Origin of the sequence: Bradyrhizobium genosp. P (assembly GCF_049949265.1) — a bacterium.
Lineage (GTDB): Bacteria > Pseudomonadota > Alphaproteobacteria > Rhizobiales > Xanthobacteraceae > Bradyrhizobium.
This window is the reverse complement of the sequence record NZ_CP188195.1, coordinates 6,303,949-6,330,119: the sequence shown is the minus strand read 5'-3', so window position 1 is coordinate 6,330,119 and position 26,171 is coordinate 6,303,949. Positions and strand designations below refer to the sequence as shown.

The window sequence follows — 26,171 nt, the reverse complement described above, 5'->3', positions numbered from 1 at the left end:
ACATGGATCTGGGACTCAAGGGAGCAAGGGTTCTCGTCACCGGCAGCACCAAGGGGATCGGCAGGGCGATCGCCGAGACCTTCGCAGCTGAAGGCGCCGATGTCGGTATCTGCGCACGCAACCAGTCCGACGTCGACAGTGCAGTCGCCGTGCTCAAGGCCAAGGGCGTTGCGGCGTTCGGTGGGACGGCTGACGTCTCGAACGGCCCGGCGCTCAAGGCTTGGGTCGCCGACATGGCAACGAAGCTCGGCGGCATTGACGTCGTCGTCGCCAATGTCAGCGCGCTGTCGATCGGGCAGGACGAAGAGAGCTGGGAAAAGGGATTCTCCACCGACATGATGGGCACGGTGCGGCTTGTCAATGCGGCGATGCCGTATCTGGAGAAGAGCAGCGCTGCCGCGATCGTGACCATCTCCAGCGTCTCGGGACGCGAAGTCGATTTCGCGAGCGGTCCCTACGGCACCTTCAAGGCTGCGATCATCCATTACACGCAGGGCCTGGCTAACCAGCTCGCGGCCAAGGGCATCCGGGCGAATTCGGTGTCGCCGGGCAATACCTATTTCGAGGGTGGCGTCTGGAACCTGATCAAGGACGGCAACCCCGAACTGTACAAGACAGCGTTGGCGCTCAACCCGACTGGCCGGATGGGTACGCCGCAGGAGATGGCGAATGCCGCCGTGTTTCTTGCGAGCAAGGCCGCGAGCTTCATCACCGGCACGAACCTCGTGGTGGACGGCGCCCTGACGCGCGGGGTTCAGTTCTAGACCCCTCGAGAAGGTAGAAGGCACGAGACCGCGCCATCAGCGGCGTCGGTTCGAGCAAGCATTTCCGACAACAACAGGGCGTCAGATGTCTGAGGATCCGTTGCACTACAAGTCGATCACTGAAATTTCTGAATTGTTTCGTCGCGGCGAGCTGCTGCCTTCGGAGGTCACCGAGGCGATCCTGAACCGGATCGCCAAGCTCGACGGCGAGTTTCATGGTTATGCACGTGTCCTCGCGGAGCGGGCGATCGCGCAGGCGAAGCAGCGCGACGACGAAATCGCAAAGGGTATCTGGCGCGGCCCCCTGCATGGTGTTCCGATCGGTCTGAAAGACCTCTGCTACACGACATTTGCGCCGACCGCGGGCGGCACGACGATTCACGCGAACTTCGTGCCGTCCTTCAACGCCACGATCGTGGATCGGCTCGAGCGCGCCGGCGCCGTCACGCTCGGAAAGCTGAAGATGACGGAAGGTGCCTATACAAGTCATCATCCTGCTGAGGAAGCTCCGCTCAATCCGTGGAACACGAACTACTGGGTCGGCTCCTCATCCAGCGGGTCCGGCGTAGCGACGTCAGCGGGGCTTTGCTACGGCTCGATCGGCAGCGACACCGGCGGTTCGATCAGGTTTCCGTCGGCGACGTGTGGGTTGACCGGCATCAAGCCGACCTGGGGACGTGTCAGCCGCTACGGCGTCTTCCCGCTGGCGGATTCGCTCGATCATGTTGGGCCGATGTGCCGGAGCGCCGCGGATGCCGCGGTGATGCTGGGCGTCATCGCGGGCGCCGATGTCAATGATCCAACCGCCTTGCAGGCGCCTGTGCCGAACTATCTGGCCGGAATCGGAGACGGCATACGCGGTCTGAAGATCGGGGTGGACCGCAAATACACCCAGGATGGAATAGACCGGCAGGTTGTGGCCGCCTTGCTGGAAGCCGAGCGCACGCTTGTGGATCTCGGTGCTGACATCCGCCAGGTGCAGTTTCCTTCTTACGAGAAGCTGGTCAGTCAGTGGATTGCGATGTGCTCGGTGGAGACGGCGGCGGCGCATCTCGAGACCTATCCGTCGCGCAAGTCGGAATACGGTCCTGATCTCGCGCAGCTGATCGAGCAGGGCAAGTCGATGAGCGGCGTCGACATCGCCGCGATCCATCACGAACGGCTGAAGTTCAGCGGCCGACTGGCTGCGTTGTTCTCAGACATTGATCTGCTGCTGATTCCGACAATGCCCGTTCCGATACCGACGCTTTCGAAAATGAGTGAGTACGGCGCCGATCCGACCATATTGCTGAGCATTTTACGCTTTACAGCCGTCTTCGACTTTAGCGGCAGTCCGACGATTACCCTGCCGATGGGAATGGCATCGGACAACATGCCACTGAGCATGCAACTGGTCGGGCCGCATCTGTCCGAGGATAGGCTTGCGCGTGCAGCGCACGCCTTCCAATCCTTGACAGACTGGCACACGCGGCGACCTCCTGTCGCGTAAGTGGTCTGGCCGTGGGTCACAAGCGCAAGCCAAGAGCCGGGAGGAATGCATGTTGACGATTACCGCGATCATTCGAGCGAAGAAAGGCTGCGAAGCCGCGATGCGCCAGGCGTTGCTCGAGGTCGCCGAGAATGTACGCGGTAACGAGCCGACGACGATGGGTTACTATATCTCCCAGGATATCTCCGACCCGAGCGTCTTCACCACCTACGAACGGTTTGTGGATCAGGCCGCGATGAATCGGCACAACAATTCCGAAACCGTCGCGCGATTCTTTGGCATCGCCAAAGCTATCCTCGACGGCGATGTGATCGTGGTGACGTCGACGGAGATATCAACAAAGTCGGGTGCCTGACCCGGAGAAAATCCGTCTTGATCTGCTCGAGTTCCACGGCGATATGGTTGTTCAGAAGAATGCATTCCGAAAGGCGCGCGGGTAGTTGGACCGTGCCTTACGGTGCCTGCGCCCGATCGCGTACGGGCGGGTGTTTGGAATCGGTCTACCCCGGCACCCTGGCCCAGCAGTGACGACCTGACATTGTTGTTGCGCTGCTTCTTGCGTTTTTGGCTTCAATAGGTTCTAAGCCCGGAGAGTTGGCGACCGGTGATTTGGACGGGTGCGCATTATTGCGCCGATTCGGCAGATCCGGTGCGGCCCGCACATAAGGAAATCCAGCATGGCTAAGATGACGAAGAACCAGTTGATCGATGCAATTGCAGAGGCGACGCAAGTCTCCAAGGGAGATGTAAAAGCCGTCGTGGAGCAGATGGCGAGCGTGGGCTATAAGGAGCTGAATGAATCAGGCGAATTCGTTGTTCCGGGCTTCGTCAAAATGTCGGTCGTGAACAAGCCCGCAACGGAAGCCCGGGATGGGGTGAATCCCTTTACCAAAGAGCCTATGGTGTTCGCGGCCAAGCCGGCCAGCAAATCCGTCAAGGCGTCTCCGCTCAAGGTTGCCAAAGACGCTGTTTCATAAAGCGTCCTTTCGAGTCCGTTCCCGACGGACCTGTTTGCCCACGCGCTCATTTCTAGCGAGAACGAGCTTGGCACCCTATTCTTCTGAGGGCGGCATCAAGCAGCTACCATTCGGTGCGCTCGTACTGAAATGACCATCTTCACCGCCAGCGAAGAGAAGCGACCTTGTAGTCGCATGCCTTCTCTCGCGCGCTGCTTAAGACAGAAAGCCGCTGCCTTGGGCGGTCGCCGGCCTCCACGAATTCTGTCTGCACCCGCTTGCCCTTCGAGGGCGGTGAAGCCGGAGGCCCACGCCCGATCTCCGCTCTCGCGCACGACCAGATAAAGCCCCCGCCGTCCGCGTGAGCACCAGCTTGCGGGGAATTAACTTGGTTCGAATGGAGCGCCACCTTAACGTCTTGTTTCGGCTACCACTTGCCGTCACGGGATGCCTTGCCCCGACGGTTCGCCGTTCCAAAAGCGACCCAAAAGTGGGCGGGGTTCGACGATTTTCTACGACGCCAGATGAGAATACATTCGGCTAATGATTTGTAATTACAGGGAAATTCGAATAAATACGACGGTCGGCACCAGCAGGCACAGCGCTCAGAATCAGAATAGGTACATGATCCGTGACGGCATTCGGTAAACTGATCCGCACCACGGCGTTTCGGCTGACGCTGGTTTACCTGTTTCTGTTTGCCCTGTTTGCGGCCTCGTTGCTGGCCTATTTCGCATGGAACACGCGGCGACTGATCACCGAGCAGATTACTGTGACAGTGAATTCGGAGATCGGGGAGATCACCGACATCTATAACCGCCGAGGCCTGCGCGGGCTGTTGTTTACCATGGGCAACCGCGCGCTGCGACCAGGTGCCAACCTTTATCTCGTGACCGCGCCGAACGGCCAGGCACTCGCCGGCAATGTCGGCTCGCTGGCGCCGGGCGTGATGGGAACGCAGGGCTGGTCGGAGACCGCCTATCGGCGGCTCGACGATCAGGACAACACCGACCATCGCGCGCTGGTGCGCGTCACCGAGATGACCAACGGCTTCCGCCTGCTGGTCGGCCGCGACCTCGAGGAGCGGCGGCGGCTGTTCGGGATCGTCGCCAAGGCCGCCCAGTGGTCGATCCTGGTCGTCGTGGTGCTCGGTATCGGCGGTGGCATCTTCGTCGCACGCCGCGTGCTGCACCGGATCGACGCCATGACTGGCACCACGAAGCGCATCATGGCGGGCGATCTCTCCGGCCGGCTTCCGGTCGGCCGCAGCGGCGACGAGCTCGACCGCCTGGCGGAAAACCTCAACGCCATGCTGGAGCGCATCGAGGCGCTGATGATGGGCCTGAAGGAAGTCTCCGATAATATCGCCCATGACCTCAAGACGCCGCTCACGCGGCTGCGCAATCGCGCCGAGGAGGCGCTGGCGAGGTCCGGTTGCGAGGCCGACTATCGCGCGGCGCTCGAACGCACGATCGAGGAATCCGACGGCCTGATCCGCACCTTCAATGCGCTGTTGATGATCGCACGCGCCGAATCCGGCCAGGCGCGCGGCAACATGGATGATTTCGACGCCGCCGACGTCGCCAACGGCATCCACGAACTCTACGAGCCGCTCGCCGAGGACGATGGCGTGACGTTGCGGGTAAAGGCCGCTCCGGCGCCGATCCACGGCAACCGTGAATTGATCAGTCAGGCCCTCGCCAACCTGGTCGAGAATGCGATCAAATACGGCAAACCCGATGCCGCCGTGCAGTCGCTGAATGCCGCCGCCCGGGAAATCCTGATCGAGGCGCGGCGCGAGGGCAACCAGGTCCTGCTCAGCGTCACCGACCACGGTCCCGGCATTCCCGAGGGCGACCGCAAGCACGCAGTCGAGCGCTTTGTGCGGCTCGAGGCCAGCCGCACCTTGCCCGGGTCCGGTCTCGGCCTCAGCCTGGCCTCGGCTGTCGCCACGCTTCATGGCGGCGAGCTCCGGTTCGGCGATTCGCACCCTGGCCTGGTCGCGACGCTGGCGCTGCCCGTCCGTGTCGGCGGCAGTGACAGGCTTGCGGCTCAAACGCAGGATGTGCCACAGAAGGCCGCATGAATGCCGCCGCGCCGGGGAACGCGGATCGACATCGTCTGGCCGCGCGGTTCGCGGACGGACCGCGTGTCGCCGCATCCCTATCCGCAGACCAACGCCTGACCGACTGGTTCGCCGAGCTCGAACCGGCGCAATCGGCTGCGCTCGATGTGCTGCTGGCGCATCCGTCCGCACGGGACATCCTGTGCGGCATCGCCGAGTTCTCGCCCTATCTGTTCGAGCTCGCGCGCGCCGACGCCATCAGGTTGATCCGGATCCTATCATGCGACCCGGAGTCGCACCTCGCGGCGTTGATCGACGAGACCTCGCGAGAGGTGTTTTCGGCCGGCAGCGAGGCCGATGTCATGCATCTGCTCCGCCGCATGAAGGCGGAGGCCGCCCTCCTGATCGCACTGTGCGACATCGGCGGCGTCTGGCCGGTGATGCGGGTGACCGCGGCGCTGACCGACGTGGCGGTGGCTTCGGTGCAATCGGCGCTGCGCTATTTGTTCCGGCAGGAAGTGGCCCGCGGCAGGATGACCGCCGTCGACGCTGAACACCCCGAAGAGGGTTCCGGACTGATCGTGCTGGCGATGGGCAAGATGGGTGCCGGCGAGCTGAACTACTCCAGCGACATCGACCTGATCGTATTCTTCGATCCCGCGGCGACCTCGCTTGTCGAAGACATCGAGCCGCAGCCGTTCTTCGTCCGCGTCACACAGGCAATGGCCCGGATACTGCAACAGCGGTCAGGCGAGGGCTACGTGTTCCGCGTCGACCTGCGGCTGCGACCCGACCCGGCCTCGACCCAGGTCGCGATCTCGACCGGCGCCGCGCTGCATTACTACGAGCGCGAGGGGCGCACATGGGAGCGCGCCGCGATGATCAAGGCGCGGCCCTGCGCCGGCGATCCCAGGGCCGGCGATGCGCTGGTCGCCGAACTCGCGCCGTTCGTGTGGCGCAAGCATCTGGACTTTGCGGCGCTTGCCGACGTCCACGACATGAAGCGGCAGATGCAGACCTATCGCGGCCAGAGCGAGATCTCGGTCGAGGGTCATAACGTCAAGGTCGGCCGCGGTGGCATCCGCGAAATCGAGTTCTTCGCCCAGACCCAGCAGCTGATTGCCGGCGGCCGGCACCCGGACCTGCGCGTGCGGCCGACGCTGGAGGCGTTGAATGTGCTCGCCGACAGCAATTGGATCACCTACGAGGCACGCGACGAACTGACGGCGGCGTACGAGTTCTTGCGCCGGGTCGAGCACCGGCTGCAGATGATCGCAGACGAGCAGACCCATTCGCTGCCTGAAGAAGCGGATGCGGTCGAGTGCTTTGCGCATTTCTTTGGTTACGAGAATCGCGAGGCGTTCGCGAACGATCTGCTCGGTCACCTCAAGATCGTTCAAAGCCATTACGGCAGGCTGTTCGAGGGCGACGATCCGACCGGCAGCGCGACGCTGCCGCAGATCAACTACGGCGCCGGGCCCGAAGACCCCCGGCTGCTCGAGCACCTCGCCCATCTCGGCTTCAAGAAGCCCGTTGCGGTCGCTGTGACGGTGCGGCAGTGGATCGAGGGCGACTACCGGGCGCTGCGCGTGGAGGCGACGCGCGCGGCGTTCCTGGAGTTCCTTCCCGGCCTGATCGACGGCCTCGCGCATGCCGAGGATCCGGACGATGCGGTGGCGGCGTTCGACCGTTTCCTCGGCGCGCTGCAGCGCGGCGCAAGGCTGATCTCGCTGCTCAGCCAGAACCGCGACCTGGTCGCGCTGGTGGCGCTGATCCTCGGTGCGGCGCCGCGGCTCGGCGACATGCTGGCGCGCCAACCGCAGATCATGGACGGCCTGATCGACCCGCGTTTCTTCGGGGCGATGCCGGACAGGAAGGAGCTGTCGGAGCGTCTGGCGATGACGCTGCAGGATGCGTCCTCCTACGAGGATTTCCTCGACCGCCTGCGGCTGTTCGGCCAGGAGAGCCTGTTCCTGATCGGCACCCGCATTCTCTCCGGCACCGTCTCGGCGCAGCACGCCAGCATTGCCTTTGCCGATGTCGCCGAGGGCATCGTGCACACCGTGCACGGCCTCGTCACCGACCAGTTCGCCGCACAATATGGCCGGATCAAGGGGCAGGAGACCGCGATCATCGCGATGGGCCGGCTCGGCAGCCGCGAGATGACGGCATCCTCCGACCTCGATCTGATCCTGCTCTACGACTACGACACCGAGGCGCCGGACTCCGATGGCGAGCGGCCGCTGCATGGTGCGCAATATTTTGCCCGCTTCACCCAGCGCCTGATCAGCGCGTTCACGACGCGCACCAATTACGGCGTGCTCTACGAGGTGGACATGCGGCTGCGGCCGTCGGGCCGCGCCGGCCCGGTCGCCTCGCGGATCGACTCGTTCGCCGATTACCAGGAGCGCGAGGCCTGGACCTGGGAGCATATGGCGCTGACGCGCGCGCGGGTGATCTCGGCGTCACCGCAGTTCGGCGCGAAGATCGAGGCGATCATCCGCGATGTGCTGACGCGGCCGCGCGATGCGGCGAGCACCGCCGCCGATGTCGCTGACATGCGGCGCGCCATCGCGCTGGAGAAGGGCGAGGACGACGTCTGGGACCTTAAGCTCGCCGCCGGTGGCCTCGTCGATATCGATTTCATCGCGCAGTATCTCCAGCTCGTGCATGCGGCGGCGAAGCCCGGAATCCTCAGCGTCTCGACGTTGCAGGTGCTCGACAATGCGGCCAGGCTCGGCCTGCTCGGTCAGTCCGAGGCCGAGATATTGCGCTCGGCGGCGCGGCTCTATCACGACCTCACGCAAATCCTGCGGCTCTGTGTGATCGGCAAATTCAATCCGGAATCTGCCGGCGAGGACCTGCTGCGCGTGATGGCGCGGGCCGGGGACACGCCGGATTTCTCCACGCTGGAAGCCCGCCTGCGCGAGACGCAGGGCGACGTGCGCCGCGTCTTCAACGCGATTGTGGGCGGCTAGGAGCGCGAGCTACGCCTGCTGCTTGAGCTTCTGCAGCGCGTCGAGGACGTCGGGGTCGAGGCCGGCGCCACCGGCGTCGAGATGGGCGAAGATCTGCTTGCGCATGCGGGGATCCCAGAACTTCCAGATGTGCTCGGAGATGCCTTGCACCGCGCGGTCGTGGCCTTGGCTGTGGAAGAACTTTCCAATCTGGTTCGCCATATAAACCAGTCTGTCAGGCGACGACGACATAAGCGGACTCCTTGCCGGTCGCCGCGCCCGTGACGCGCTCCGGATGCGTGAACAATTCAAATCCGTCCGAGCGGGCGACCCCGACGAGCGTGATGCCGGCGGCATCAGCCATCCGCAGCGCAAGCGCGGTCGGGGCCGACACCGCGACCATCAGTGGCGCGCCGATCGCCGCGGTCTTCTGCACCATTTCAACCGAGACGCGGCTGGTCAACACCACCATGCCCTCGCTCGTCCCGGCCTTGTCGCGGGCAAGCGCGCCGGCGAGCTTGTCGAGTGCGTTGTGACGGCCGACATCCTCGCGCAGCGCCACGATCCCGCGTGCCGGCGTCCAGAACGCGGCAGCATGTACCGCGCGGGTCTGATGATTGATCTCCTGCAGCGGCGCGACTGCCGCCGCCGCGGTCATGATCTCGCGCGGCGAGAACGAACGGCCCGCCGACACGATTGCGGCCGGCCGAACCGCTTCAGTGATGGAATCGATTCCGCAGAGGCCGCAACCCGTGGGTCCGGCGATATTCCGCCGGCGCTGGGCGATCAGCGCGGCCTTCTCCGGCTTCAGCCACATCCGAAGCTCGATCCCGTCGTCGAGCTCGACTATGTTGAGTGTCTCGATCTCGTCGGCCGACTGCACGATGCCCTCGCTCAGGCTGAAGCCCGTGGCAAAATCGCCGAGGTCCTCAGGCGTGCCCATCATCACGGCGTAGGTGCCGCCGTTGTAGGTCAGCGCCAGCGCGGTCTCCTCCGGGATCAGGCGCGCGCCCTCGCTGAACGCGCCGTTGCGCCAGACCTTCCGGTTCGCCTTGTGGACGGGATCGCGCATCGTTACTCCGCGGCTTCCACCACCGGCGCGATGCGCCGGGAATGCCGTGCCTGCTCGTCATAGGCTTTCTGCCAGGCGCTCGGACCGTTCGACGGCGAGATCTGCACCGCGGTGACCTTGTACTCCGGACAATTGGTCGCCCAGTCCGAGAACTCGGTCGTGATGACGTTGGCCTGCGTGTCCGGGTGGTGGAAGGTGGTGTAGACCACGCCGGGCGCGACGCGGTCGGTGATCAGGGCGCGCAACGTGGTTTCGCCGGCGCGACTGGCCAGCCGCACCCAGTCGCCGTCGCGCACGCCACGCTGTTCGGCGTCGTGCGGATGGATTTCCAGCCGGTCCTCGGCATGCCAGACCACGTTCTCGGTGCGGCGGGTCTGCGCGCCGACATTGTATTGGCTGAGGATGCGGCCGGTGGTGAGCAGCAGCGGATATCGCGGGCCGGTGCGCTCGTCGGTTGCGACATATTCGGTGATGATGAACTTGCCCTTGCCGCGCACGAAGCCGCCGATGTGCATCACCGGCGTGCCCTCCGGCGCCTTCTCGTTGCATGGCCACTGCACCGAGCCGAGCTCGTCGAGTTTTGTGTACGACACGCCGGCGAAGGTCGGCGTCAGCGCCGCGATCTCGTCCATGATCTCGGAGGGATGGTTGTAGTGCATCTCAAAGCCCATCGCCTTGCTGAGCAGGATCGTCACCTCCCAGTCGGCGTAGCCGTTGCGCGGCGTCATCACCTTGCGCACGCGCTGGATCCGCCGCTCCGCATTGGTGAACGTGCCGTCCTTCTCCAGGAAGGTCGAGCCGGGCAGGAACACGTGGGCGTAGTTCGCGGTCTCGTTCAGGAACAGGTCATGGACGATCACGCATTCCATCGAGGACAGCGCCGCCACCACGTGCTTGGTGTTGGGGTCGGACTGCAGGATGTCCTCGCCCTGCACATAGAGCCCCATGAAGGTGCCCTCGATCGCGGCGTCGAACATGTTGGGGATGCGCAGGCCCGGCTCCTTGTTTAGCTTGACGTTCCACATCGCCTCGAACTGGTCGCGGACGGCATCGCCGGAAATATGGCGGTAGCCAGGCAGTTCGTGCGGGAACGAGCCCATGTCGCAGGAACCCTGCACGTTGTTCTGACCGCGTAGCGGGTTCACGCCGACGCCGGGACGGCCGATATTGCCGGTCACCATCGCGAGGTTGGCGATCGCGATCACCGTGGTCGAGCCCTGGCTGTGCTCCGTGACGCCGAGCCCGTAATAGATTGCGCCGTTGCCGCCAGTGGCGAAGGTCCGCGCCGCCTCGCGCAGGTCCTTCGGATTGACGCCGGTCATGATGGCGGTGGCTTCCGGGCTGTTCTTGGGATCGGAGACGAAAGCCGCCCAGTCCTCGAACTCGCTCCAATCGCAGCGCTCGCGCACGAAGGCCTCGTCGACGAGCCCTTCGGTGACGATGACGTGGGCCAGTGCGGTGAGCACGGCGACGTTGGTGCCGGGCAGCAGCGGCAGGTGCAGCGCCTTCATATGCGGCGATTCCACCATCTCGGTGCGGCGCGGATCGACCACAATCAGCTTCGCGCCCTGGCGCAACCGCTTCTTCATGCGCGAGGCGAACACCGGGTGGGCGGCCGCCGGATTGGCGCCGATCACCATGACGACATCGGTATGCTCGACCGAGTCGAAATCCTGGGTGCCGGCCGAGGTGCCGAAGGTCTGCGACAGGCCGTAGCCGGTCGGCGAGTGGCAGACGCGGGCGCAGGTGTCGACATTGTTGTTGCCGAAGCCGGCGCGGATCAGCTTCTGCACCAGGTAGGTTTCTTCATTGGTGCAGCGCGACGAGGTGATGCCGCCGACCGCATCGCGGCCGTACTTCTGCTGGATGCCCTTGAATTTGGCGGCGGCGAAGTTGAAGGCTTCGTCCCAGGACACTTCCTGCCAGGGGTCCTCGATCCGTTCGCGGATCATCGGCTTCAGAATGCGTTCCTTGTGCGTGGTGTAGCCCCAGGCGAAGCGGCCCTTGACGCAGGAATGGCCGCGATTGGCCTTGCCGTCCTTGTAGGGCATCATGCGCACGACTTCCTCACCGCGCATCTCCGCCTTGAAGGTGCATCCGACCCCGCAATAGGCGCAGGTGGTGACGACGGAGTGCTCGGGCTGGCCGATCTCGATCACGGACTTTTCCGTCAGCGTTGCGGTCGGGCAGGCCTGCACGCAGGCGCCACAGGAGACGCATTCGGAGCCGAGGAAGCTCTCGCTCATGCCGGGCGAGACGCGACTGTCGAAGCCGCGGCCGGAAATCGTCAGCGCGAACGTGCCTTGCACCTCCTCGCAGGCGCGAACGCAGCGCGAGCAGACGATGCACTTCGAGGGATCGTAAGTGAAATAGGGATTGGATTCGTCCTTCGGCATCCAGGCGTCGTTGTCGCAGCCCTGCGACATATTGTTAGAAGACTTGGCGAACACATGGTTCTCGCCCTGATAGCCGTAGCGGACATCGCGCAAGCCGACCGCGCCCGCCATGTCCTGCAATTCGCAATCGCCGTTCGCCGCACAGGTCAGGCAGTCCAGCGGATGGTCGGAGATATAGAGCTCCATCACGCCCTTGCGTAGCTTCTTCAGCCGCTCGCTCTGGGTGTGGACGACAAGGCCGTTCATGGCGGGCGTGGTGCAGGAAGCGGGCGTGCCGGCGCGGCCCTCGATCTCGACCAGACAGAGCCGGCAGGAGCCGAAGGCGTCGACCATATCGGTCGCGCACAGTTTCGGGATCTGGGTGCCTGATTCCATCGCTGCGCGCATGATCGAGGTGCCCTCGGGCACTGTGACGCTCTTGCCGTCGATGGTCAGCGTAACCATCGTCTCGGATTTGGACTTGGGTGTGCCGAAATCGGTTTCCTGGATCAGCGACATCGTGATCTCCTTTATTCCGCGGCCTGGAGGCGTGCGGTGCCCGGGCCAAAATCTTCCCGGAAATGTTTCAGTGCGCTCATCACGGGGTAGGGTGTGAAACCGCCGAGTGCGCAGAGCGAGCCGAATTTCATGGTGTTGCAGAGGTCTTCGACCACCGCGAGGTTTTCGGCCACGCGTTCGCCATCGATGATCTTGTTGATGGTCTCGACGCCGCGGGTTGAGCCGATCCGGCACGGCGTGCACTTGCCGCAGGATTCAATGGCGCAGAACTCCATCGCGAAGCGCGCCTGTTTCGCCATGTCGACGCTGTCGTCGAACACGACGACGCCGCCATGGCCGATCAGGCCGTCGCGGGCGGCGAATGACTCGTAGTCGAATGGTGTATCGAACAGCGCGCGCGGGAAATAAGCGCCGAGCGGACCGCCGATCTGGACCGCGCGCACCGGGCGCCCGGTGAAGGTGCCGCCGCCGATCTCGTCGACGAGCTCGCCAAGCGTGACGCCGAACGCGGTCTCGAACAGCCCGCCATATCTGATGTTGCCGGCGAGCTGGATCGGCATCGTGCCGCGCGAGCGGCCCATGCCGAAATCGGCATAGGCCTTGGCGCCGTTGTCGAGGATGAAGGGGATCGCCGCGAACGACAGCACGTTGTTGATCACGCTCGGCTTGCCGAACAGCCCCTTGTGCGCCGGCAGCGGCGGTTTTGCTCGCACGATGCCGCGGCGGCCCTCGAGGCTTTCCAGCAGCGAGGTCTCTTCGCCGCAGACATAGGCCCCGGCGCCGACGCGCACCTCGAGATCGAAGCTGTGCGCAGAGCCCCCGATACGGTCGCCGAGATAGCCGGACTTCCTGGCCGCCGCAATCGCCGCGTTCATCGCCTCGACCGCGTGCGGATATTCCGAGCGGATGTAGATGTAACCTTCGGTGGCGCCGACGGTGATACCTGCAATCGTCATGCCTTCGATGACCACGAGGGGATCGCCCTCCATGATCATGCGGTCAGCAAAGGTGCCGCTGTCGCCTTCGTCGGCGTTGCAGACGATGAATTTGCGGTCGGCGCTGGCCTGCGCCACCGTCTTCCACTTGATGCCAGTGGGGAAGCCGGCGCCGCCGCGGCCACGCAAGCCTGAGGTGGTGACGTCGGCGAGGATCTGGTCCGGCGTCAGCGTCAGCGCCCGCTCCAGGCCCTTGTAGCCGCTATGGGCGCGGTAGTCGTCGACCGAACGCGGATCGATCACGCCGCAGCGGGCGAAGGTCAGGCGGGTCTGGCGCTTCAGCCAGGGGATCTCGTCTGTGACACCAAGCCGCAGCGGATGCGGTCCGTTGCCGGCCATCGCATCGAGCAGGGCAGGGACATCCGCTGTGGTCACCGGACCGAACGCGACGCGGCCTTGCGCCGTCGCCAATTCGACCATCGTCTCCAGCCAGTACAACCCGCGCGAACCGGTCCTGACGATCTCGACCGAGACGCCGCGCTGCGCGGCGGTCTGCTCGAATGCGAGCGTGACGTCATCGGCGCCGACGGCGACCGCTCCGGCATCACGGGGAATGAAGATGCGCATCGTCATCGCTGTGCCTCCGCGACCAGCGCGTCGAGACGGGTTTCGTCGAGCCGACCGACCACGCGGCCATCGAACATCGCCGACGGGGCGGTGGCGCAGAGGCCGAGGCAGTAGATCGGCTCCAGCGTCACGCGGTCATCGGCCGTGGTGTTTCCAATGGAAACGCCGAGTTTCGCCTCCGCGCGCGCGGTCAATGCGTCGCCGCCGGCGGCCTGGCAGGCCTCGGCGCGGCAGAGCTTCAGGACATGCCGTCCGGCCGGCTGTTTGCGGAAGTCGTGGTAGAACGTGAACACGCCGTGCACCTCGGCGCGGGTGAGGCTGAGCGCCTCGGCGACCATCGGGATCGCCGGCGCCGGCACATAGCCGAACGCTTCCTGGAGCGCGTGCAGGATGACCAGCGTGGCGCCTTCGACCTTGGCATGCCCGGCGATGATCTCGGCGCCGCGCGCCTCGTTCCAGGGTTCGTATCTCGATGTCATCTGCGCACTCACGATCTGGTTTCTCCAGTCCCATATGTGAATTGGAATCCTTCAAAACATCAATAAAGCTGTCTCATGCTGCGATTGCGAAATGCGATTAATAGCGTTGCCCGATCGGGCGATTTATGATCGCAATAATGATCTGAAATCACGGACTTCCGGGCCGCCTTTGGGGTTAGGGATCGCCCGGCGGCCGTGATATCCGTGGCTGTGTTGGGGCACCGTTTCGCGATGGGGTTTGGTCCTTGATCGACAAGCTGGAACTTCTGCTGGCGCTGGCCAAGGAGCGGCATTTCGGGCGGGCGGCGGAGGCCTGCGGCGTCACCCAGCCGACCATGTCGACCAGCCTCAAGCAACTCGAGGAAATCCTCGGCGTCATGCTGGTACAGCGCGGATCCCGCTTCCAGGGTTTCACGCCAGAAGGCGAACGCACGCTCGACTGGGCGCGGCGCATCGTCGGCGATACGCGGGCGATGAAGCAGGAGATCAACGGCCTCAAGGACAAGCTGTCGGGCGAAATCCGGATCGCCGCGATCCCGACCGTGCTCGGCATGGTGGCGTCGCTGACGACGCCGTACCGGGCAAAGCATCCCGAAGTACGCTTCCGGATCCAGTCCTGCACGTCGGCCGATGTGCTGGGACTTCTGGAAAATCTCGAGGTCGATGCGGGGCTGACCTATATCGAGAACGAACCGATCGGCAAGGTCCGCACCATCCCTCTCTACAACGAGAGCTATCGCCTGCTGACGGCGCCGGACGCCATGTTCGGTGACCGCAAGCAGGTGACCTGGAAGGAGGTCGGGCAGGTGCCGCTTTGCCTGCTCACGCCCGACATGCAGAACCGCCGCATCATCGACCGCGCGCTGACCTCGGTCGGCGCCGAGGCCAAACCGACGCTGACCTCGAACTCGCTGCTGGTGCTCTACACCCACGTGAAGACCGGCCGTTGGGCCAGCGTGATGCCGGCGAAGCTTGCCGAGACGCTGGGGCTGGCCGATGCGGTCCGCAGCATCCCGATCGTCGATCCCGTCGTCAACTACAGCATCGGCATGGTGATCCCGCAGCGCGACCCGATGACGCCACTGATCGCGGCGCTAGTGCAGGTCGCGCGTGAGATCGCGCCGACGCTGGAGGCGCAATAGGGAGCCTCACGCCGCCGTCGGCAGCCTCGCCTGCTGCGGGCGCGGATCGCGCGGCAGCGTGATGCGGACTACGGTGCCGACGCCGAGTCTGGAGCGCAGCCGCATCGTGCCGCCGTGTAGCCCGGTGAGCGAGCGGGCGATCGCGAGCCCAAGGCCAGAACCCTGGTAGCTCTTGGTGAGTTGGCTCTCGACCTGCTCGAACGGCTTTCCGAGCCGCCGCAGCGAGTCCGGCGCGATGCCGATGCCGCTGTCGGCGATCAGGAGCACGATCGAGTCGTCCAGCATCTGCCCGCGCACCAGCACGCGGCCGTTGTCGGGCGTGAACTTCACCGCGTTCGACAGCAGGTTGACGATGATCTGCTTGACGGCGCGGCGATCGGCGACCACCGAAATGGTGCTTTGAATGTCTGATTCCACCGACAGGCCCTTGTGCTCGGCGCGGCCGGAGACCACCCGCAGCGACTCCGCGAGGATGCCCGAGAGGTCGAGCGGTTCCATGTCGAACTTCATGCGGCCGGCCTCGATCTTCGACATGTCGAGGATGTCGTTGATGACCTCAAGCAGGTATTTCCCCGATGTCAGGATGTCGTGGCAATATTCCTGGTACTTGTCGGAGCCCAGCGTTCCGAACAGGCCCGAGCCCATGATCTCGGAGAAGCCGATGATGGCGTTGAGCGGCGTGCGCAGCTCGTGGCTCATATTGGCCAGGAATTTCGACTTCGCCGCATTGGCGTCCTCGGCGCGGGTCTTTTCCTGCGAGTATTTTTCGGCGAGGTCGGCGAGCTCGACGGCTTGTCGCTCCAGTTCTCCCTGCGAGCGCTTGAGGTCGATCACCGTGGCGCGCAGGCGCAGATCGTTGTCGACCAGTTTCTGCTCGTGCGCCTTGATCCGGGTGATGTCGGTGCCGACGGAGACGTAGCCGCCGTCCTTGGTGCGGCGCTCGCTGATATGCAGCCAGCTGCCGTCGTCGAGCTGGGCCTCGAAGGTCCGCGCGCCCGGTGCCGGCACGCCGCTTTCGTGCAGGCGGGTGCGAACCTCCGGCATGCTGCCGACTTCGATCACGGTCTCGTAGGAGGTGCCGGGGCTGACGGCGCTATCAGGCAGCTTGTGCAGGCGCTGGAAATGCGAGTTGCAGAGCACCAGGCGATCCTCGGCGTCCCAGAGCACGAAGGCCTCCGGAATGGTCTCGATCGCGTCGCGCAGCCGCAAATCGGCTTCGACCGATTTCTCGGCGAGGCTCTTCTGCTCGGTGATATCGACGGCGATGCCGATCAGATGCAGGCCGCCGTCGGCTGCGGCCTGGCTGAGCTCGCAGCGGACGCGCAGCCAGATCCAGTGACCGCCGACATGCTGCATGCGGAAGCTCTGGTCGATATGGTCGAGCTTGCCCGCGATCAGCTGGTCGGCGATGTCGAACAGATTGATATCGTCGGACTTCACCAGCGCGTTGACCTCGCCGAAGGTGAGCAGGTCGTTGCGCGAGTCGAGCCCGAGCAGGGTGAACATCGACTGCGACCAGAATATCCGGCCGCGCGACAGGTCCCAGTCCCAGAGGCCGCAGCGGCCGCGGTTGAGCGCGGTATCGATGCGGCCGCGCACGGCGTCGTTGATCAGGTCGCCCTCGCGGGCGCGGGTCGACTGCCAGTGGAAGGCGAAGCCAAGGATCAGCACCACGAAGCTTGTGGTCGCCGACAGTGTCACCGAGAGCGCTGCGTCCGATCCCCAGATCGGCTCGTTCATCTCCTGGATGACGACGACCTGGCCCGGCAGCGACTTGACCAGACGCGAGATCGCCAGCGCGCTGCTGCCGTTGGGCAGCGTCATGTCGCTGACCACACCCTGCTGTCCGGGCGCGACCAGCAGTTGCGCGGTGGAGATGACGTCGAGGATGCGGTCGCTCTCGCCGAGGCCGTCGATCGGCACCCGCGCCAGCACGCGATGGTCCGCGCCGGTGATGATGACATGGCGGCCGAGCGCGATGCCCCATGAGGGAATGAGGTCGGGCAGCAGCTCCTGCATGTGCTCGATGTTGTTCAGCCGGTCGTGACGGATCGAGGTCAGACGGTCGAGACGCTCGGCGAGGATGTCGGAGAGCGCGGCAAGGTCGCGCTGGGTTGCGCCGCGCTTTTGCCGGCTCTGGTCGATCACCTGGACGAAGGCGCCGAGGCAGATGGTGATCAGGAAGGCGATGATGAGAGTAGGTACAGCGCGGCGCAGTGCAGGCTCGGCCGTCAGAAGCCTGTGATAGGCCGGTTTCGCGATCGATTGCGCCAATCCCTTGATCGAATCGGATTGGACACACGCGTTCGCTGCATGCGCGCGCGCCATACCGTAGACCCCCATTCCAAGCTGTAATTTACGCGGTTCGGACGCTCCCCACGTCGCTTCCGAATCATGATGATTTGAATCCAGATTTTCGGGGCTGTCGAGAGTCAACGATTCGTTAATGCGAAATAAATCTTGCCCAAAACAGAATCGATTACCGCAAAGCGAGTCCGAAACAGGAACGACTCCGTAGAACTACGCGCGCGTCGGCTCTGCGTGACTGATCACGCGCTTGATCGTCGGGAAGGCGCGGCGCAGCGCGCGTTCGATCTCGTCGACGGCTTCGTGCACCTTGATCACGCTCATCGAGGGCGTGGCCCGGCAGTGGAAGTTGACGATCTCGCCGGCGTCGGTGTCGCGGACCCGTACATTGTGGATGTCATGGATCGCGCCCTCGGCGGCGAAACGCGTCAGCGCCCCCTTGATGGTCTCGACGCGGTCGGGGGCAGCGTCGGTTCCCGACGGTAGCTCCGGTTCGAGCGGCTCGATATGGGTATCGACCTCGACGTCCTCGCCGAAGTCTTCGCGGATCGCGCGCTCGAGATCGTGTGCGATGTCGTGCGCGGCGTTCAGCGCCATGTCGCCGTCGACCTCGAGGTCGATGGCGACCGTCAGCTTGCCGCCGAGATCGTGGACGGTGACGTGATGGATGGCGACGCCGGAATTGCGCGCGATCACCATGATGCGCTCGCGGACGCTTTCATTGTCGCGCGCGACCGGAACCGCGGTGAAGGTCAAATCGGCGTCGCCGAACGTCTTCGTCACCGCCTCCTGCGCCTTGCGCTTGATCTCCTCGACGCGGTCGATTGGATAGGTGCGCGGCACCGCCGCGATCGCATCGATGAAATGCGTCGGACCGACGGTGCGGACGCGCAGGCGTTCGACATCGACCACTCCAGGCACCGCCTTGATCGCGTCCGTGGCCTTCTCCTGCGCCCCCACCGGCGCGCGGTCGAGCAGGGTCTCGACCGTCTCCCGCGCCATCCGCAAGCCGAGCAGGGCGATCATGACCGCGACCGCGATCGCGGCGGCGGCATCGCCCCACCAATAGCCGAGCCCGGCCATGATCAGGCCGATGATGACGGCCGTGGAACCCATGACGTCGGAGGCGAAATGCAGCGCGTCGGCAGCGAGCGCCTGGCTCCTGGTGTCGCGCGCGGCCCGGTGCAGCGCACGGGCGCGCCACAGGTTGACGGCGATGTCGAGCACGAGGACGACGAACGGGATCGCCGAGATCGACGGCGGCGGCAATCCCTCGCGCAAATGGCTGTAGGCCTGCACCAGGATGCCGCCGGCCAGCACGTAGAGCAGGGCGATGATGCCGAGCGCGGAGACGCTCTCGAACTTGCCGTGGCCGTAATGATGTTCTGCGTCGGCCGGCTGGTCGGATACCCGCACCACCGCCCAGGTGATGATGGTGGCGACGAGGTCGATCGTCGAGTGCAGCGCCTCGGAGATCAGCGCCAGCGATCCGATCGCGATGCCGACCGCGAACTTCGCCGCGGCCATGGCGCCGCTGGCGAGGATCGAGATTGCGGCGACCGATGTCTTGGTGTTGGCAGAGCTGGCATGGGAAGAGTTCATGGGCGGCGGTTTAGCAGGCAAACGGTGAACATCAAGTGTCACTCGCAACGCGCAATCGCCACTCACTTGCAACAGCAGGCGTGTTGCGAATTAGTCCGAATTCAGAAGCCGTGTCGCGCAAGTCCAACAGATGCAGATCCACGTTCTCGCGGCGCATTTTCGCCCGAGCTTTGCAAGGTCATTCGCCCTCGAAGCAAGAGGGCGCAGGGAATGCCGGGTGCACGCTGCACCCGCGGTCTCGTGTGCAATAGTGCAAAAAGAAACGCACACGAGCATACAGGTTCAGCGGAGGCACTCCGGCATTCCCTGCGCGATGGTTTTACGGCTTATACGTGCTCTCCCCGGCGAAACCGGGCTTGTTTGTCACCGTCATCAGTGGGACGCGTTCGTGTCCCACAAACTTTCAGCCTGCCACTGGGGCTCAGGACCACACGACTTCACCGTCCGCTGCATGGCGTGCTCGTCAGTCACGCAAGCGGCGTCCACCGCATCTCACCGCAACACCCGTGACGATCGCGAAGCGCCCCTCAATCGGATGAGACGGCGGATTTATACACTGGTTTTCAGTTTTGATAAACCGAAATATTTTTGGTGCGTGGCCTTGACAGGTTTTGAGTGAGTTGCCCGTCGGGCTGGGGCCAACGCTTTCATTCACGTCGGTTTGCTCGCCACCAACAGCGTCATCATGGCGGGCGTCAGGCCACGGCACGAAGGGTTTCGGCGATGCGATTTGGAGCGATGGCTTGCCGTCGTCGCGATGCTGCGGAGAGAGCCCCTTCGATGCGATGCGACCCAAGAGCGAGCTTCGCTCGTCTCGACCCCGCATGCGGGAGAGGTGTAGCCAGTCCGCGGCAAGACCGATTCGGCTTCATCTCATCATGCGCTAATAGCCCAGCGCCAGTCCGGTGCCGCCGCGCGGATCGTTCGCACCATAGTATCTGTTTCGCCCAATCGCCTTTCCGCCAAGGCTCGGTGCGCCCACAATGATCGCGGCCAAATGGTTCGCCGGCGGCGAATCCTCGAACCGGTGCCCCATACCTTCCAGCAGTTTGCTTGTGTCGGGCGAGAGCGCGTACCTTTCCGCATCTGTCACATCCGGCAGCCATTGCTGATGGATGCGGGGGGCATCGACGGCTTCCTGAATGTTCATCTCGAAATCGATCAGGTTCAGGATGGTTTGAAGCACAGCCGTGATGATTTTGCTTCCGCCCGGCGTGCCGAGAACGAGGACGAGCTTGCCATCCTTCGTGATGATCGTAGGCGTCATCGAGCTTCGCGGCGTCTTGCCCGGCGCGATGGCATTGGCGTCTCCGGGGGCAAATCCGTAAGCGTTGGCGGTATCTGGATTTGGCGTGAAATCGTCCATTTCGTCATTCATCAACACCCCTGTGCCTGTCGCAACGACCCGCGCGCCGAACCAGTCGTTCAGCGTATACGTCATCGAAACGGCGGTGCCGGCATCGTCGACGATCGAGAAATGCGTCGTGTGGCTGCCCTCGTGAGGTGCAACGCCCGGCCTGATCTCGCGGGAGATCCCGGCCTTGTCCGGCATGATGGCATCGCGGATTTTTGCAGCGTAGCTCTTGTCGATCAGCCTTTGGCTCGGATTGCCGGCGAGGTCCGGATCGCTGGGTAGACCGCTTCGATCGGCAAAGGCGTAACGCATCGCTTCGATTTCGTCATGCAGCGCCTGTGCGGATCCCCAACCCGATTGCCGGAGTGGATATCTCTCCAGAATGTTCAGCATCTCGCAGATCGCAACCCCACCCGAACTGGGCGGAGGTGCCGAGATCACGTGATAGGCACGGTAATCGCACTCGATCGGCGGCAGCTCACGGGTGGTGTAGCGATCCAGATCTTCCTGATCGATGATTCCTCCGCCGGCCCGGCTCGCCTTGACGATGGCCGCCCCGGTCTTGCCCCGGTAGAAGCCGTCAACGCCCTCTCTTTCGATCGAACGTAACGTCTCCGCGAGATCAGGCTGCACCAGCCGCTGGCCGGCGGAAAAAGGCTGTCCCTTGTTGAGGAAAATTTCGCCGGTCGCCGGAAATTTCCTGAAATCCGCGGCCGCGGAAGCGAGCATATCGACATCGCCCTGGTCCAGGATGAATCCATCCTCGGCCAGTTTGATCGCGGGCTCGATCAGCGCCGCCCGGCTCATCGTTCCGTATTTCTTCCGCGCATACTCCAGGCCCGACACGGTACCGGGCACACCGGCCGCCAGCCAGCCGACCGTGCTCAGGCCCTTGATGATGTTTCCATCCTTGTCCAGGTACATGTCCCGGCTCGCCGCACCGGGCGCCTTCTCGCGAAAATCGAGGAAGGTTTTTCGTCCATCGGCAAACCGGATCGTCGTGAAACCGCCGCCGCCCAGATTGCCGGCGGCCGGATAGACCACGGCCAAGGCGTATCCCACCGCAACAGCGGCATCGATCGCATTGCCGCCGCGCTTGAGAATGTCGACCCCAATGTGGGTCGCAAGGTGCTGCGCACTGACCACCATGCCGTTTTCCGCGGCCACGGGCGGCGCCGAGGCGGCGATGGCGGTTGAAACCGTACCCAATGACCAGACGCAGGCGGCGGCCATCGACCAGAATGGCCTGGCAATCATGGTGATGCTCCCTGGCTGCGGGTGGATTGCCGGGTCATGGAATGGGCCATTGGAGGATGGCAGCGCGTGCTCTCGACGGTCAATGCTTATAAAGCAGGATTCAATTCCGCTGGCTTGCCCCTGCTAATTCGATATCCTGCAATCCCTCCCTCTACGGGGTCGAATGCCAGTTCCCGGTCATTCACAAGGCTATGCTGAAATGCTTCTTGCGCGCCGCTTTGCCGCCGCTGTGACGACATTCTTGCTGATCGCGGGCGGATATCTCGTCCTGCTTTTCGCAATAGCGGCGTGGTCGGCCGCGGCGGCATCCGACAATTGCGCTGATGTGGCTGAGGTCACCGTCGTGCCGTCGCCGCAGGCGCCCTGGAGCGGCGCGCCGCTGCGCGTCATGGTCGTCTCCGAGAAGCCGATGGAAGGCGTGCTGTCGCTGATCGCGCCCGATGGAAGCGTCGCGGTCAAATCGCAGGACCGGCATGGCGGGCCACCTTATGCCTGGTTCGCCGAGGTCGCCGTTCCCGCCGCCGGCACCTGGCATGCGACGCTGGCGCGCGACGGTGCGCCGGCGGATTGCAGCCCGGTCACCCGCGAGATCGCCGTTAACGCACGCAAGCCGGAGCCTTTGCGCACGCCGGCGGGAAGCATCTGGCAGGTGCGCAATAGCTGGGACAGCACGAACGAAGCCCTGTTCTCGGCATGGATCGAGAAGCTGTTCGACGGGCCGCCCGACCAGGATCTGAACTGGAAGGTCTGGTACGAGGTGCTGCGCGACCAATCCCGCAATTTCCTGTTCAACTATCTGGGACGCAACGAAGACCTTACGCAAACCAACATTCGCCCTGATTGCGCCGACTTCGTCTATTTCCTGCGCGCCTATTTTGCGTTCAAGATGGGACTGCCGTTCGGCTATTCGAATTGCTCGCGCGGCTTCGCCGGCAGGCCGCCGAAATGCTACCAATGGTTCGACGTCGCCCACCCCGATGTCACGCGTCCGCCGGCGCCGCCGCAACCGAACGCAGCGCCCGCAGTGGCCGCGGCCGCGCCTGCGCCGCCTCCGGAGCCCACCGGCCTGATGGGGTTGTTTGCCCGGTCGAGGCCGCAGCCGCCTGCCGAGCAGCCTGAAACTCCGCCCGCGAAAGCAGATCCGCCGAAGCCCAAGCGCCCGACGAATTTCGGCGAATATCTGCGTGACGTCGGCGATGTCGTGCAAACCGGAGCGGTGCGCGCGGGCGACGAAGGCGCGGATTTCTACACCGTGCCGCTGACGCAACAGTCGCTGCGCCCAGGCACGGTGTATGCCGACCCTTACGGCCACGTGCTGATGCTGGTGAAGCGGGTGCCTGAAGTGAACGGCACGCCGGGCGTCTACCTGGCCGTCGACGCGGAGCCCGACGGATCGATCACGCGCAAGCGTTTCTGGCGCGGCAATTTCCTTTTCGTGCACGATCCCTCGCTCGGCAGCCCCGGCTTCAAGCATTTTCGCCCCATCATGCGCGAGAAAAACGGCGCATTACGGCGGTTGAGCAACGTCGACATCGGCAAGTATCCGCAATACGGCGATTTTTCGCCTGAGCAGTCGCAAATGTCCGCCGAGGATTTCTACGATCGCATGGATGACGTCATGTCGCCCGAACCGCTCGATCCGGCGCGCGCGATGATCGACGCCGTCACGAGCCTCAGCGAACAGATCAAGACGCGCGTCACGTCGGTGGAAAACGGACGCAAATATCAGATCAAGCAAGCCGGCGAGACGGCCATGCCGGATGGCGCTTCGATCTTTGAGACCACCGGTGCCTGGGAGGATTTCTCGACCCCGGCGCGCGATTTTCGCCTGTTGATCGCGATCGATGTGGTGCGGAATTTTCCCGATCGTTTTGCGCGGCGGTCGGATCGCTACGCGATACCATCAGGCAAAAGCGTAGGCGATACGAAGAACGAGTTGCAGGGCATGCTGGCCTCGGAGCTTGCGTCTCGCAAGGTGACCTATACCCGCAGCGACGGCTCGCCGTGGACGCTATCGGTGAAGGATGTGGTCGATCGGGCAACCGATTTCGAGATGGCCTACAATCCCAACGACTGCGTGGAGCTGCGGTGGGGCGCGCCCGAGAATAGCGATGAGGCCTCGACCTGCAAGCGCCATGCGCCGCAGACGCAGCGCGCAAAGATGTCGAACTACCGCGCCTGGTTCCGTGAGCGGCACTGGCCGGCGCACGCTTGATCGTCCGCGTCTGCGATCGGTTTTACGCTGTCGCCACGAGGTCCACCGTTCATCCCCGTGGCAGATTATCCCTTGGCTGCAAACGCGATCGGCCCTATGTCTGCCCGATGTGGCGGGTTGATGCGCGGCCCCAAACCGTTGCCTTTTTCGGTGTGCTGTTCGGCGGCGGTTGACAGATTGGATCAGTTGGCGGGACATGAATCGAAAAGAACGACGTGCGGCCAACAAGCGCGGTGACGCGTCCGCAGCGAGACCAAACGCGCTTGGCTTCGGTTCGGCGGGCGTCAGCATTGTCGATCTCGCTGCAACGGCGAGCCGTTTGCACCGCGCGGGCCGCAGCAACGAAGCTCAGGAGATATGCCGTCAGATTCTCGCGCGCGAGCCCGCAAATGTGCAGAGCCTGAATCTTCTCGGCCTGATGGCGCAGGCATCCGGCGATCACCGGGCCGCAGTGAAGCTGTTCGCGAAAGCGATCGCTTCGGACGAGGCGAACGCCGCCTGCCACTACAATGCCGGCAATTCGCACCGGGCGTTGGGCAATCGCGCCAAAGCGATCGCGCACTTCAGCAACGCGCTTGCGCTCGGCATGGACGAGAAGGCCGTCGCCTTCATCATGCAGAGTCCGGTCATCGCCACCTATGTTGCGCGGATTTTCGGCAAATGGCCGCTATCGGTCACGAACGCCGAATTGTTCGGCACCGAAAGCGTCATCCCGCTTGCAAACGACCTTTTCCTCCGCTGTGCGATGGAAATGACGACGCTGCCAAACATGCAGCTTGAAGTGCTGTTGGGCTATGCGCGCGCCGAGCTGCTGCGGCTTGCAGGCGAGCAGGGCGAACATAACGACGATATCGTCGGCTTTGCCTGCGCGCTTGCCCGGCAGTGCTTCATCAACGAATATGCCTATGGACAGACTGATGCGGAAAGCGGACTTGCGAGCGAACTGCGCGATCGATTGCTGCAGAACCTGGCCTCGGGAGCCGCGATAACGCCACTCACGCTGGCGGTCGTTGCGGCCTATTTCCCGCTTCATGCCATGCCGGCGGCGGAAGCGCTGCTGCGGCGGGATTGGCCTGCGACCATGGCCGGCCTGTTGCGGGTGCAACTCCGCGAGCCGCTTGAGGAAGCGGGCGAGCGGACTGCCATTGCGACACTCACCCCGATCAAGAACGACGTATCAATGAAGGTGATGCGCCAATACGAGGAACATCCTTATCCGCGCTGGATCACCAACCCGCTGAACGCATTCGCTGCCGATCAGGCCCGGGGCAGGACCATCCCGACAGCGGAACAGCAAGCCGAACTGGATATTCTGATCGCGGGTTGCGGCACCGGCTCGCACGCGATTCAGATCGCGCAAGTCTATCCGAACGCCCGTCTGCTCGCGATCGACGTCAGCCTGGCCAGTCTCGCCTATGCGCGCCGCAAGACACGCGAACTGGGCTTGCGCAATATCGAGTATGCCCAGGCGGATATTCTGGAACTAGGCACGATCGATCGCACCTTCGATCACATTGAGTTGGTCGGTGTGCTGCATCATCTTGCAGAGCCGACAGCCGGTTGGCGCGTGTTGGTCTCGGTGCTGCGACCGGGCGGCCGGATGCGCATCGGATTATACAGCGATCTGGCGCGCCGAATTATCATGGAGGCCCGCGCCCACATCGCCAAGCGCGGTTATCGCGCCACGGCCGACGACATCAGGAGATGCCGCCAGGACATCATCCGCGAGGCGGAGCGCTGGAAAACGCTGATTGACGCCAACGATTTCCACAGCGTGAGCGGCTGCCGCGACCTGCTGTTCAACGTCATGGAAAATCGCTTCACGATCCCCGAGATCGCTGCATTTCTGAACGAGAACGATCTGTCGTTCCTCGCCTTCGAACCCTTTGGCGATCCGACGGTGATCGAACAATTCCGCAAACAGTTTCCGGGAGCGGCCGACGAGGCCAACCTCCATCAATGGCACCGCTTCGAAGCCGATCACCCGGAGACGTTTCGGGGCATGTATGTCTTCACGGCGGGCAAGAACGCGCCCTGAAACGTCAGAGCCGGTGCT

The 26,171-nt window shown here is 63.9% G+C and carries 17 protein-coding genes; 9 read left to right on the top strand and 8 right to left on the bottom strand.

The window, feature by feature from the left end; all coding sequences use genetic code 11:
- The first annotated feature begins 2 nt into the window (after window positions 1–2).
- The 6 genes from ACP2YO_RS30580 (at window position 3) to ACP2YO_RS30555 (ending at window position 8,252) form a co-directional block, all read left to right on the top strand.
- Window positions 3–764 carry an SDR family NAD(P)-dependent oxidoreductase gene (locus tag ACP2YO_RS30580; protein WP_426434858.1) on the top strand — a complete coding sequence of 254 codons (762 nt, stop codon included), beginning with the start codon at window positions 3–5 and terminating at the stop codon, window positions 762–764.
- Window positions 765–849: 85 nt separating this feature from the next.
- Window positions 850–2,253 (top strand): amidase, encoded by a 1,404-nt coding sequence (locus ACP2YO_RS30575; RefSeq protein ID WP_426434857.1) that lies wholly within the window; start codon window positions 850–852, stop codon window positions 2,251–2,253.
- 49 nt (window positions 2,254–2,302) lie between these two features.
- A complete protein-coding gene (locus ACP2YO_RS30570; RefSeq protein WP_426434856.1) occupies window positions 2,303–2,608 on the top strand; it encodes a putative quinol monooxygenase in 306 nt (101 codons plus the stop codon).
- 322 nt (window positions 2,609–2,930) lie between these two features.
- Window positions 2,931–3,230 (top strand): HU family DNA-binding protein, encoded by a 300-nt coding sequence (locus tag ACP2YO_RS30565; RefSeq protein ID WP_426434855.1) that lies wholly within the window; start codon window positions 2,931–2,933, stop codon window positions 3,228–3,230.
- A 610-nt stretch (window positions 3,231–3,840) separates the two neighbouring features.
- Window positions 3,841–5,295 (top strand): ATP-binding protein, encoded by a 1,455-nt coding sequence (locus ACP2YO_RS30560; RefSeq protein WP_426434854.1) that lies wholly within the window; start codon window positions 3,841–3,843, stop codon window positions 5,293–5,295.
- Window positions 5,292–8,252 (top strand): bifunctional [glutamine synthetase] adenylyltransferase/[glutamine synthetase]-adenylyl-L-tyrosine phosphorylase, encoded by a 2,961-nt coding sequence (locus ACP2YO_RS30555; protein ID WP_426434853.1) that lies wholly within the window; start codon window positions 5,292–5,294, stop codon window positions 8,250–8,252. The genes ACP2YO_RS30560 and ACP2YO_RS30555 overlap by 4 nt, the downstream gene beginning before the upstream one ends.
- A 9-nt stretch (window positions 8,253–8,261) precedes the next feature.
- Here ACP2YO_RS30555 and ACP2YO_RS30550 read toward each other — a convergent pair whose 3' ends face one another.
- The 5 genes from ACP2YO_RS30550 to ACP2YO_RS30530 are packed head-to-tail and all read right to left on the bottom strand — an operon-like array spanning window position 8,262 to window position 14,238.
- Window positions 8,262–8,483, bottom strand: a complete 222-nt coding sequence (locus ACP2YO_RS30550; protein ID WP_426434852.1) for a formate dehydrogenase subunit delta — start codon at window positions 8,481–8,483, stop codon at window positions 8,262–8,264.
- Window positions 8,467–9,303 (bottom strand): formate dehydrogenase accessory sulfurtransferase FdhD, encoded by an 837-nt coding sequence (gene fdhD, locus ACP2YO_RS30545; RefSeq protein WP_426434851.1) that lies wholly within the window; start codon window positions 9,301–9,303, stop codon window positions 8,467–8,469. The genes ACP2YO_RS30550 and fdhD overlap by 17 nt, the downstream gene beginning before the upstream one ends.
- A 2-nt stretch (window positions 9,304–9,305) precedes the next feature.
- Window positions 9,306–12,197, bottom strand: coding sequence for a formate dehydrogenase subunit alpha (gene fdhF, locus ACP2YO_RS30540; protein ID WP_426434850.1), 2,892 nt, complete (start codon window positions 12,195–12,197; stop codon window positions 9,306–9,308).
- Between the two features lie 11 nt (window positions 12,198–12,208).
- Window positions 12,209–13,765, bottom strand: coding sequence for a formate dehydrogenase beta subunit (locus ACP2YO_RS30535; protein ID WP_426434849.1), 1,557 nt, complete (start codon window positions 13,763–13,765; stop codon window positions 12,209–12,211).
- Window positions 13,762–14,238, bottom strand: coding sequence for a formate dehydrogenase subunit gamma (locus ACP2YO_RS30530; protein ID WP_426434848.1), 477 nt, complete (start codon window positions 14,236–14,238; stop codon window positions 13,762–13,764). Before ACP2YO_RS30530 ends, ACP2YO_RS30535 begins: the two co-directional genes overlap by 4 nt.
- Before the next feature lie 245 nt (window positions 14,239–14,483).
- Between ACP2YO_RS30530 and ACP2YO_RS30525 the strand changes: the two genes are divergently transcribed.
- Entirely contained in the window at window positions 14,484–15,380 is an 897-nt protein-coding gene (locus ACP2YO_RS30525; protein WP_426434847.1) for a LysR family transcriptional regulator, read from the top strand.
- Window positions 15,381–15,386: 6 nt separating this feature from the next.
- Here ACP2YO_RS30525 and ACP2YO_RS30520 read toward each other — a convergent pair whose 3' ends face one another.
- The 3 genes from ACP2YO_RS30520 to ggt all read right to left on the bottom strand — a co-directional run bounded on the left by ACP2YO_RS30520 (window position 15,387) and on the right by ggt (window position 21,900).
- The gene (locus ACP2YO_RS30520; RefSeq protein ID WP_426434846.1) at window positions 15,387–17,708 is read right to left on the bottom strand and encodes an ATP-binding protein; all 2,322 of its coding nucleotides are present in this window, start codon (window positions 17,706–17,708) and stop codon (window positions 15,387–15,389) included.
- Window positions 17,709–17,900: 192 nt separating this feature from the next.
- Window positions 17,901–19,289 (bottom strand): cation-efflux pump, encoded by a 1,389-nt coding sequence (locus ACP2YO_RS30515; protein ID WP_426434845.1) that lies wholly within the window; start codon window positions 19,287–19,289, stop codon window positions 17,901–17,903.
- An 883-nt stretch (window positions 19,290–20,172) separates the two neighbouring features.
- On the bottom strand, window positions 20,173–21,900 hold the full coding sequence (ggt, locus tag ACP2YO_RS30510) for a gamma-glutamyltransferase (RefSeq protein ID WP_426434844.1): 1,728 nt from the start codon (window positions 21,898–21,900) through the stop codon (window positions 20,173–20,175).
- A gap of 199 nt (window positions 21,901–22,099) precedes the next feature.
- On the opposite strand from ggt, the gene ACP2YO_RS30505 reads away from it, so the two are divergent.
- Both ACP2YO_RS30505 and ACP2YO_RS30500 read left to right on the top strand, forming a co-directional pair.
- Window positions 22,100–24,115 carry a hypothetical protein gene (locus ACP2YO_RS30505; protein WP_426434843.1) on the top strand — a complete coding sequence of 672 codons (2,016 nt, stop codon included), beginning with the start codon at window positions 22,100–22,102 and terminating at the stop codon, window positions 24,113–24,115.
- Between the two features lie 196 nt (window positions 24,116–24,311).
- Window positions 24,312–26,153 (top strand): methyltransferase domain-containing protein, encoded by a 1,842-nt coding sequence (locus ACP2YO_RS30500; RefSeq protein WP_426434842.1) that lies wholly within the window; start codon window positions 24,312–24,314, stop codon window positions 26,151–26,153.
- Window positions 26,154–26,171: the final 18 nt, after the last annotated feature.

Bases quoted from the DNA above. Each gene is read 5' to 3' on its own strand.
- ACP2YO_RS30550 (WP_426434852.1), bottom strand. From the start codon at position 8,483: ATGTCGTCGTCGCCTGACAGACTGGTTTATATGGCGAACCAGATTGGA.
- ACP2YO_RS30520 (WP_426434846.1), bottom strand. From the start codon at position 17,708: ATGGCGCGCGCGCATGCAGCGAACGCGTGTGTCCAATCCGATTCGATC.
- ACP2YO_RS30535 (WP_426434849.1), bottom strand. From the start codon at position 13,765: ATGACGATGCGCATCTTCATTCCCCGTGATGCCGGAGCGGTCGCCGTC.
- ACP2YO_RS30555 (WP_426434853.1), top strand. From the start codon at position 5,292: ATGAATGCCGCCGCGCCGGGGAACGCGGATCGACATCGTCTGGCCGCG.
- fdhD (WP_426434851.1), bottom strand. From the start codon at position 9,303: ATGCGCGATCCCGTCCACAAGGCGAACCGGAAGGTCTGGCGCAACGGC.
- ACP2YO_RS30530 (WP_426434848.1), bottom strand. From the start codon at position 14,238: ATGACATCGAGATACGAACCCTGGAACGAGGCGCGCGGCGCCGAGATC.
- ACP2YO_RS30505 (WP_426434843.1), top strand. From the start codon at position 22,100: ATGCTTCTTGCGCGCCGCTTTGCCGCCGCTGTGACGACATTCTTGCTG.
- ACP2YO_RS30565 (WP_426434855.1), top strand. From the start codon at position 2,931: ATGGCTAAGATGACGAAGAACCAGTTGATCGATGCAATTGCAGAGGCG.
- fdhF (WP_426434850.1), bottom strand. From the start codon at position 12,197: ATGTCGCTGATCCAGGAAACCGATTTCGGCACACCCAAGTCCAAATCC.
- ACP2YO_RS30570 (WP_426434856.1), top strand. From the start codon at position 2,303: ATGTTGACGATTACCGCGATCATTCGAGCGAAGAAAGGCTGCGAAGCC.
- ACP2YO_RS30515 (WP_426434845.1), bottom strand. From the start codon at position 19,289: ATGAACTCTTCCCATGCCAGCTCTGCCAACACCAAGACATCGGTCGCC.
- ACP2YO_RS30575 (WP_426434857.1), top strand. From the start codon at position 850: ATGTCTGAGGATCCGTTGCACTACAAGTCGATCACTGAAATTTCTGAA.
- ACP2YO_RS30500 (WP_426434842.1), top strand. From the start codon at position 24,312: ATGAATCGAAAAGAACGACGTGCGGCCAACAAGCGCGGTGACGCGTCC.
- ACP2YO_RS30580 (WP_426434858.1), top strand. From the start codon at position 3: ATGGATCTGGGACTCAAGGGAGCAAGGGTTCTCGTCACCGGCAGCACC.
- ggt (WP_426434844.1), bottom strand. From the start codon at position 21,900: ATGATTGCCAGGCCATTCTGGTCGATGGCCGCCGCCTGCGTCTGGTCA.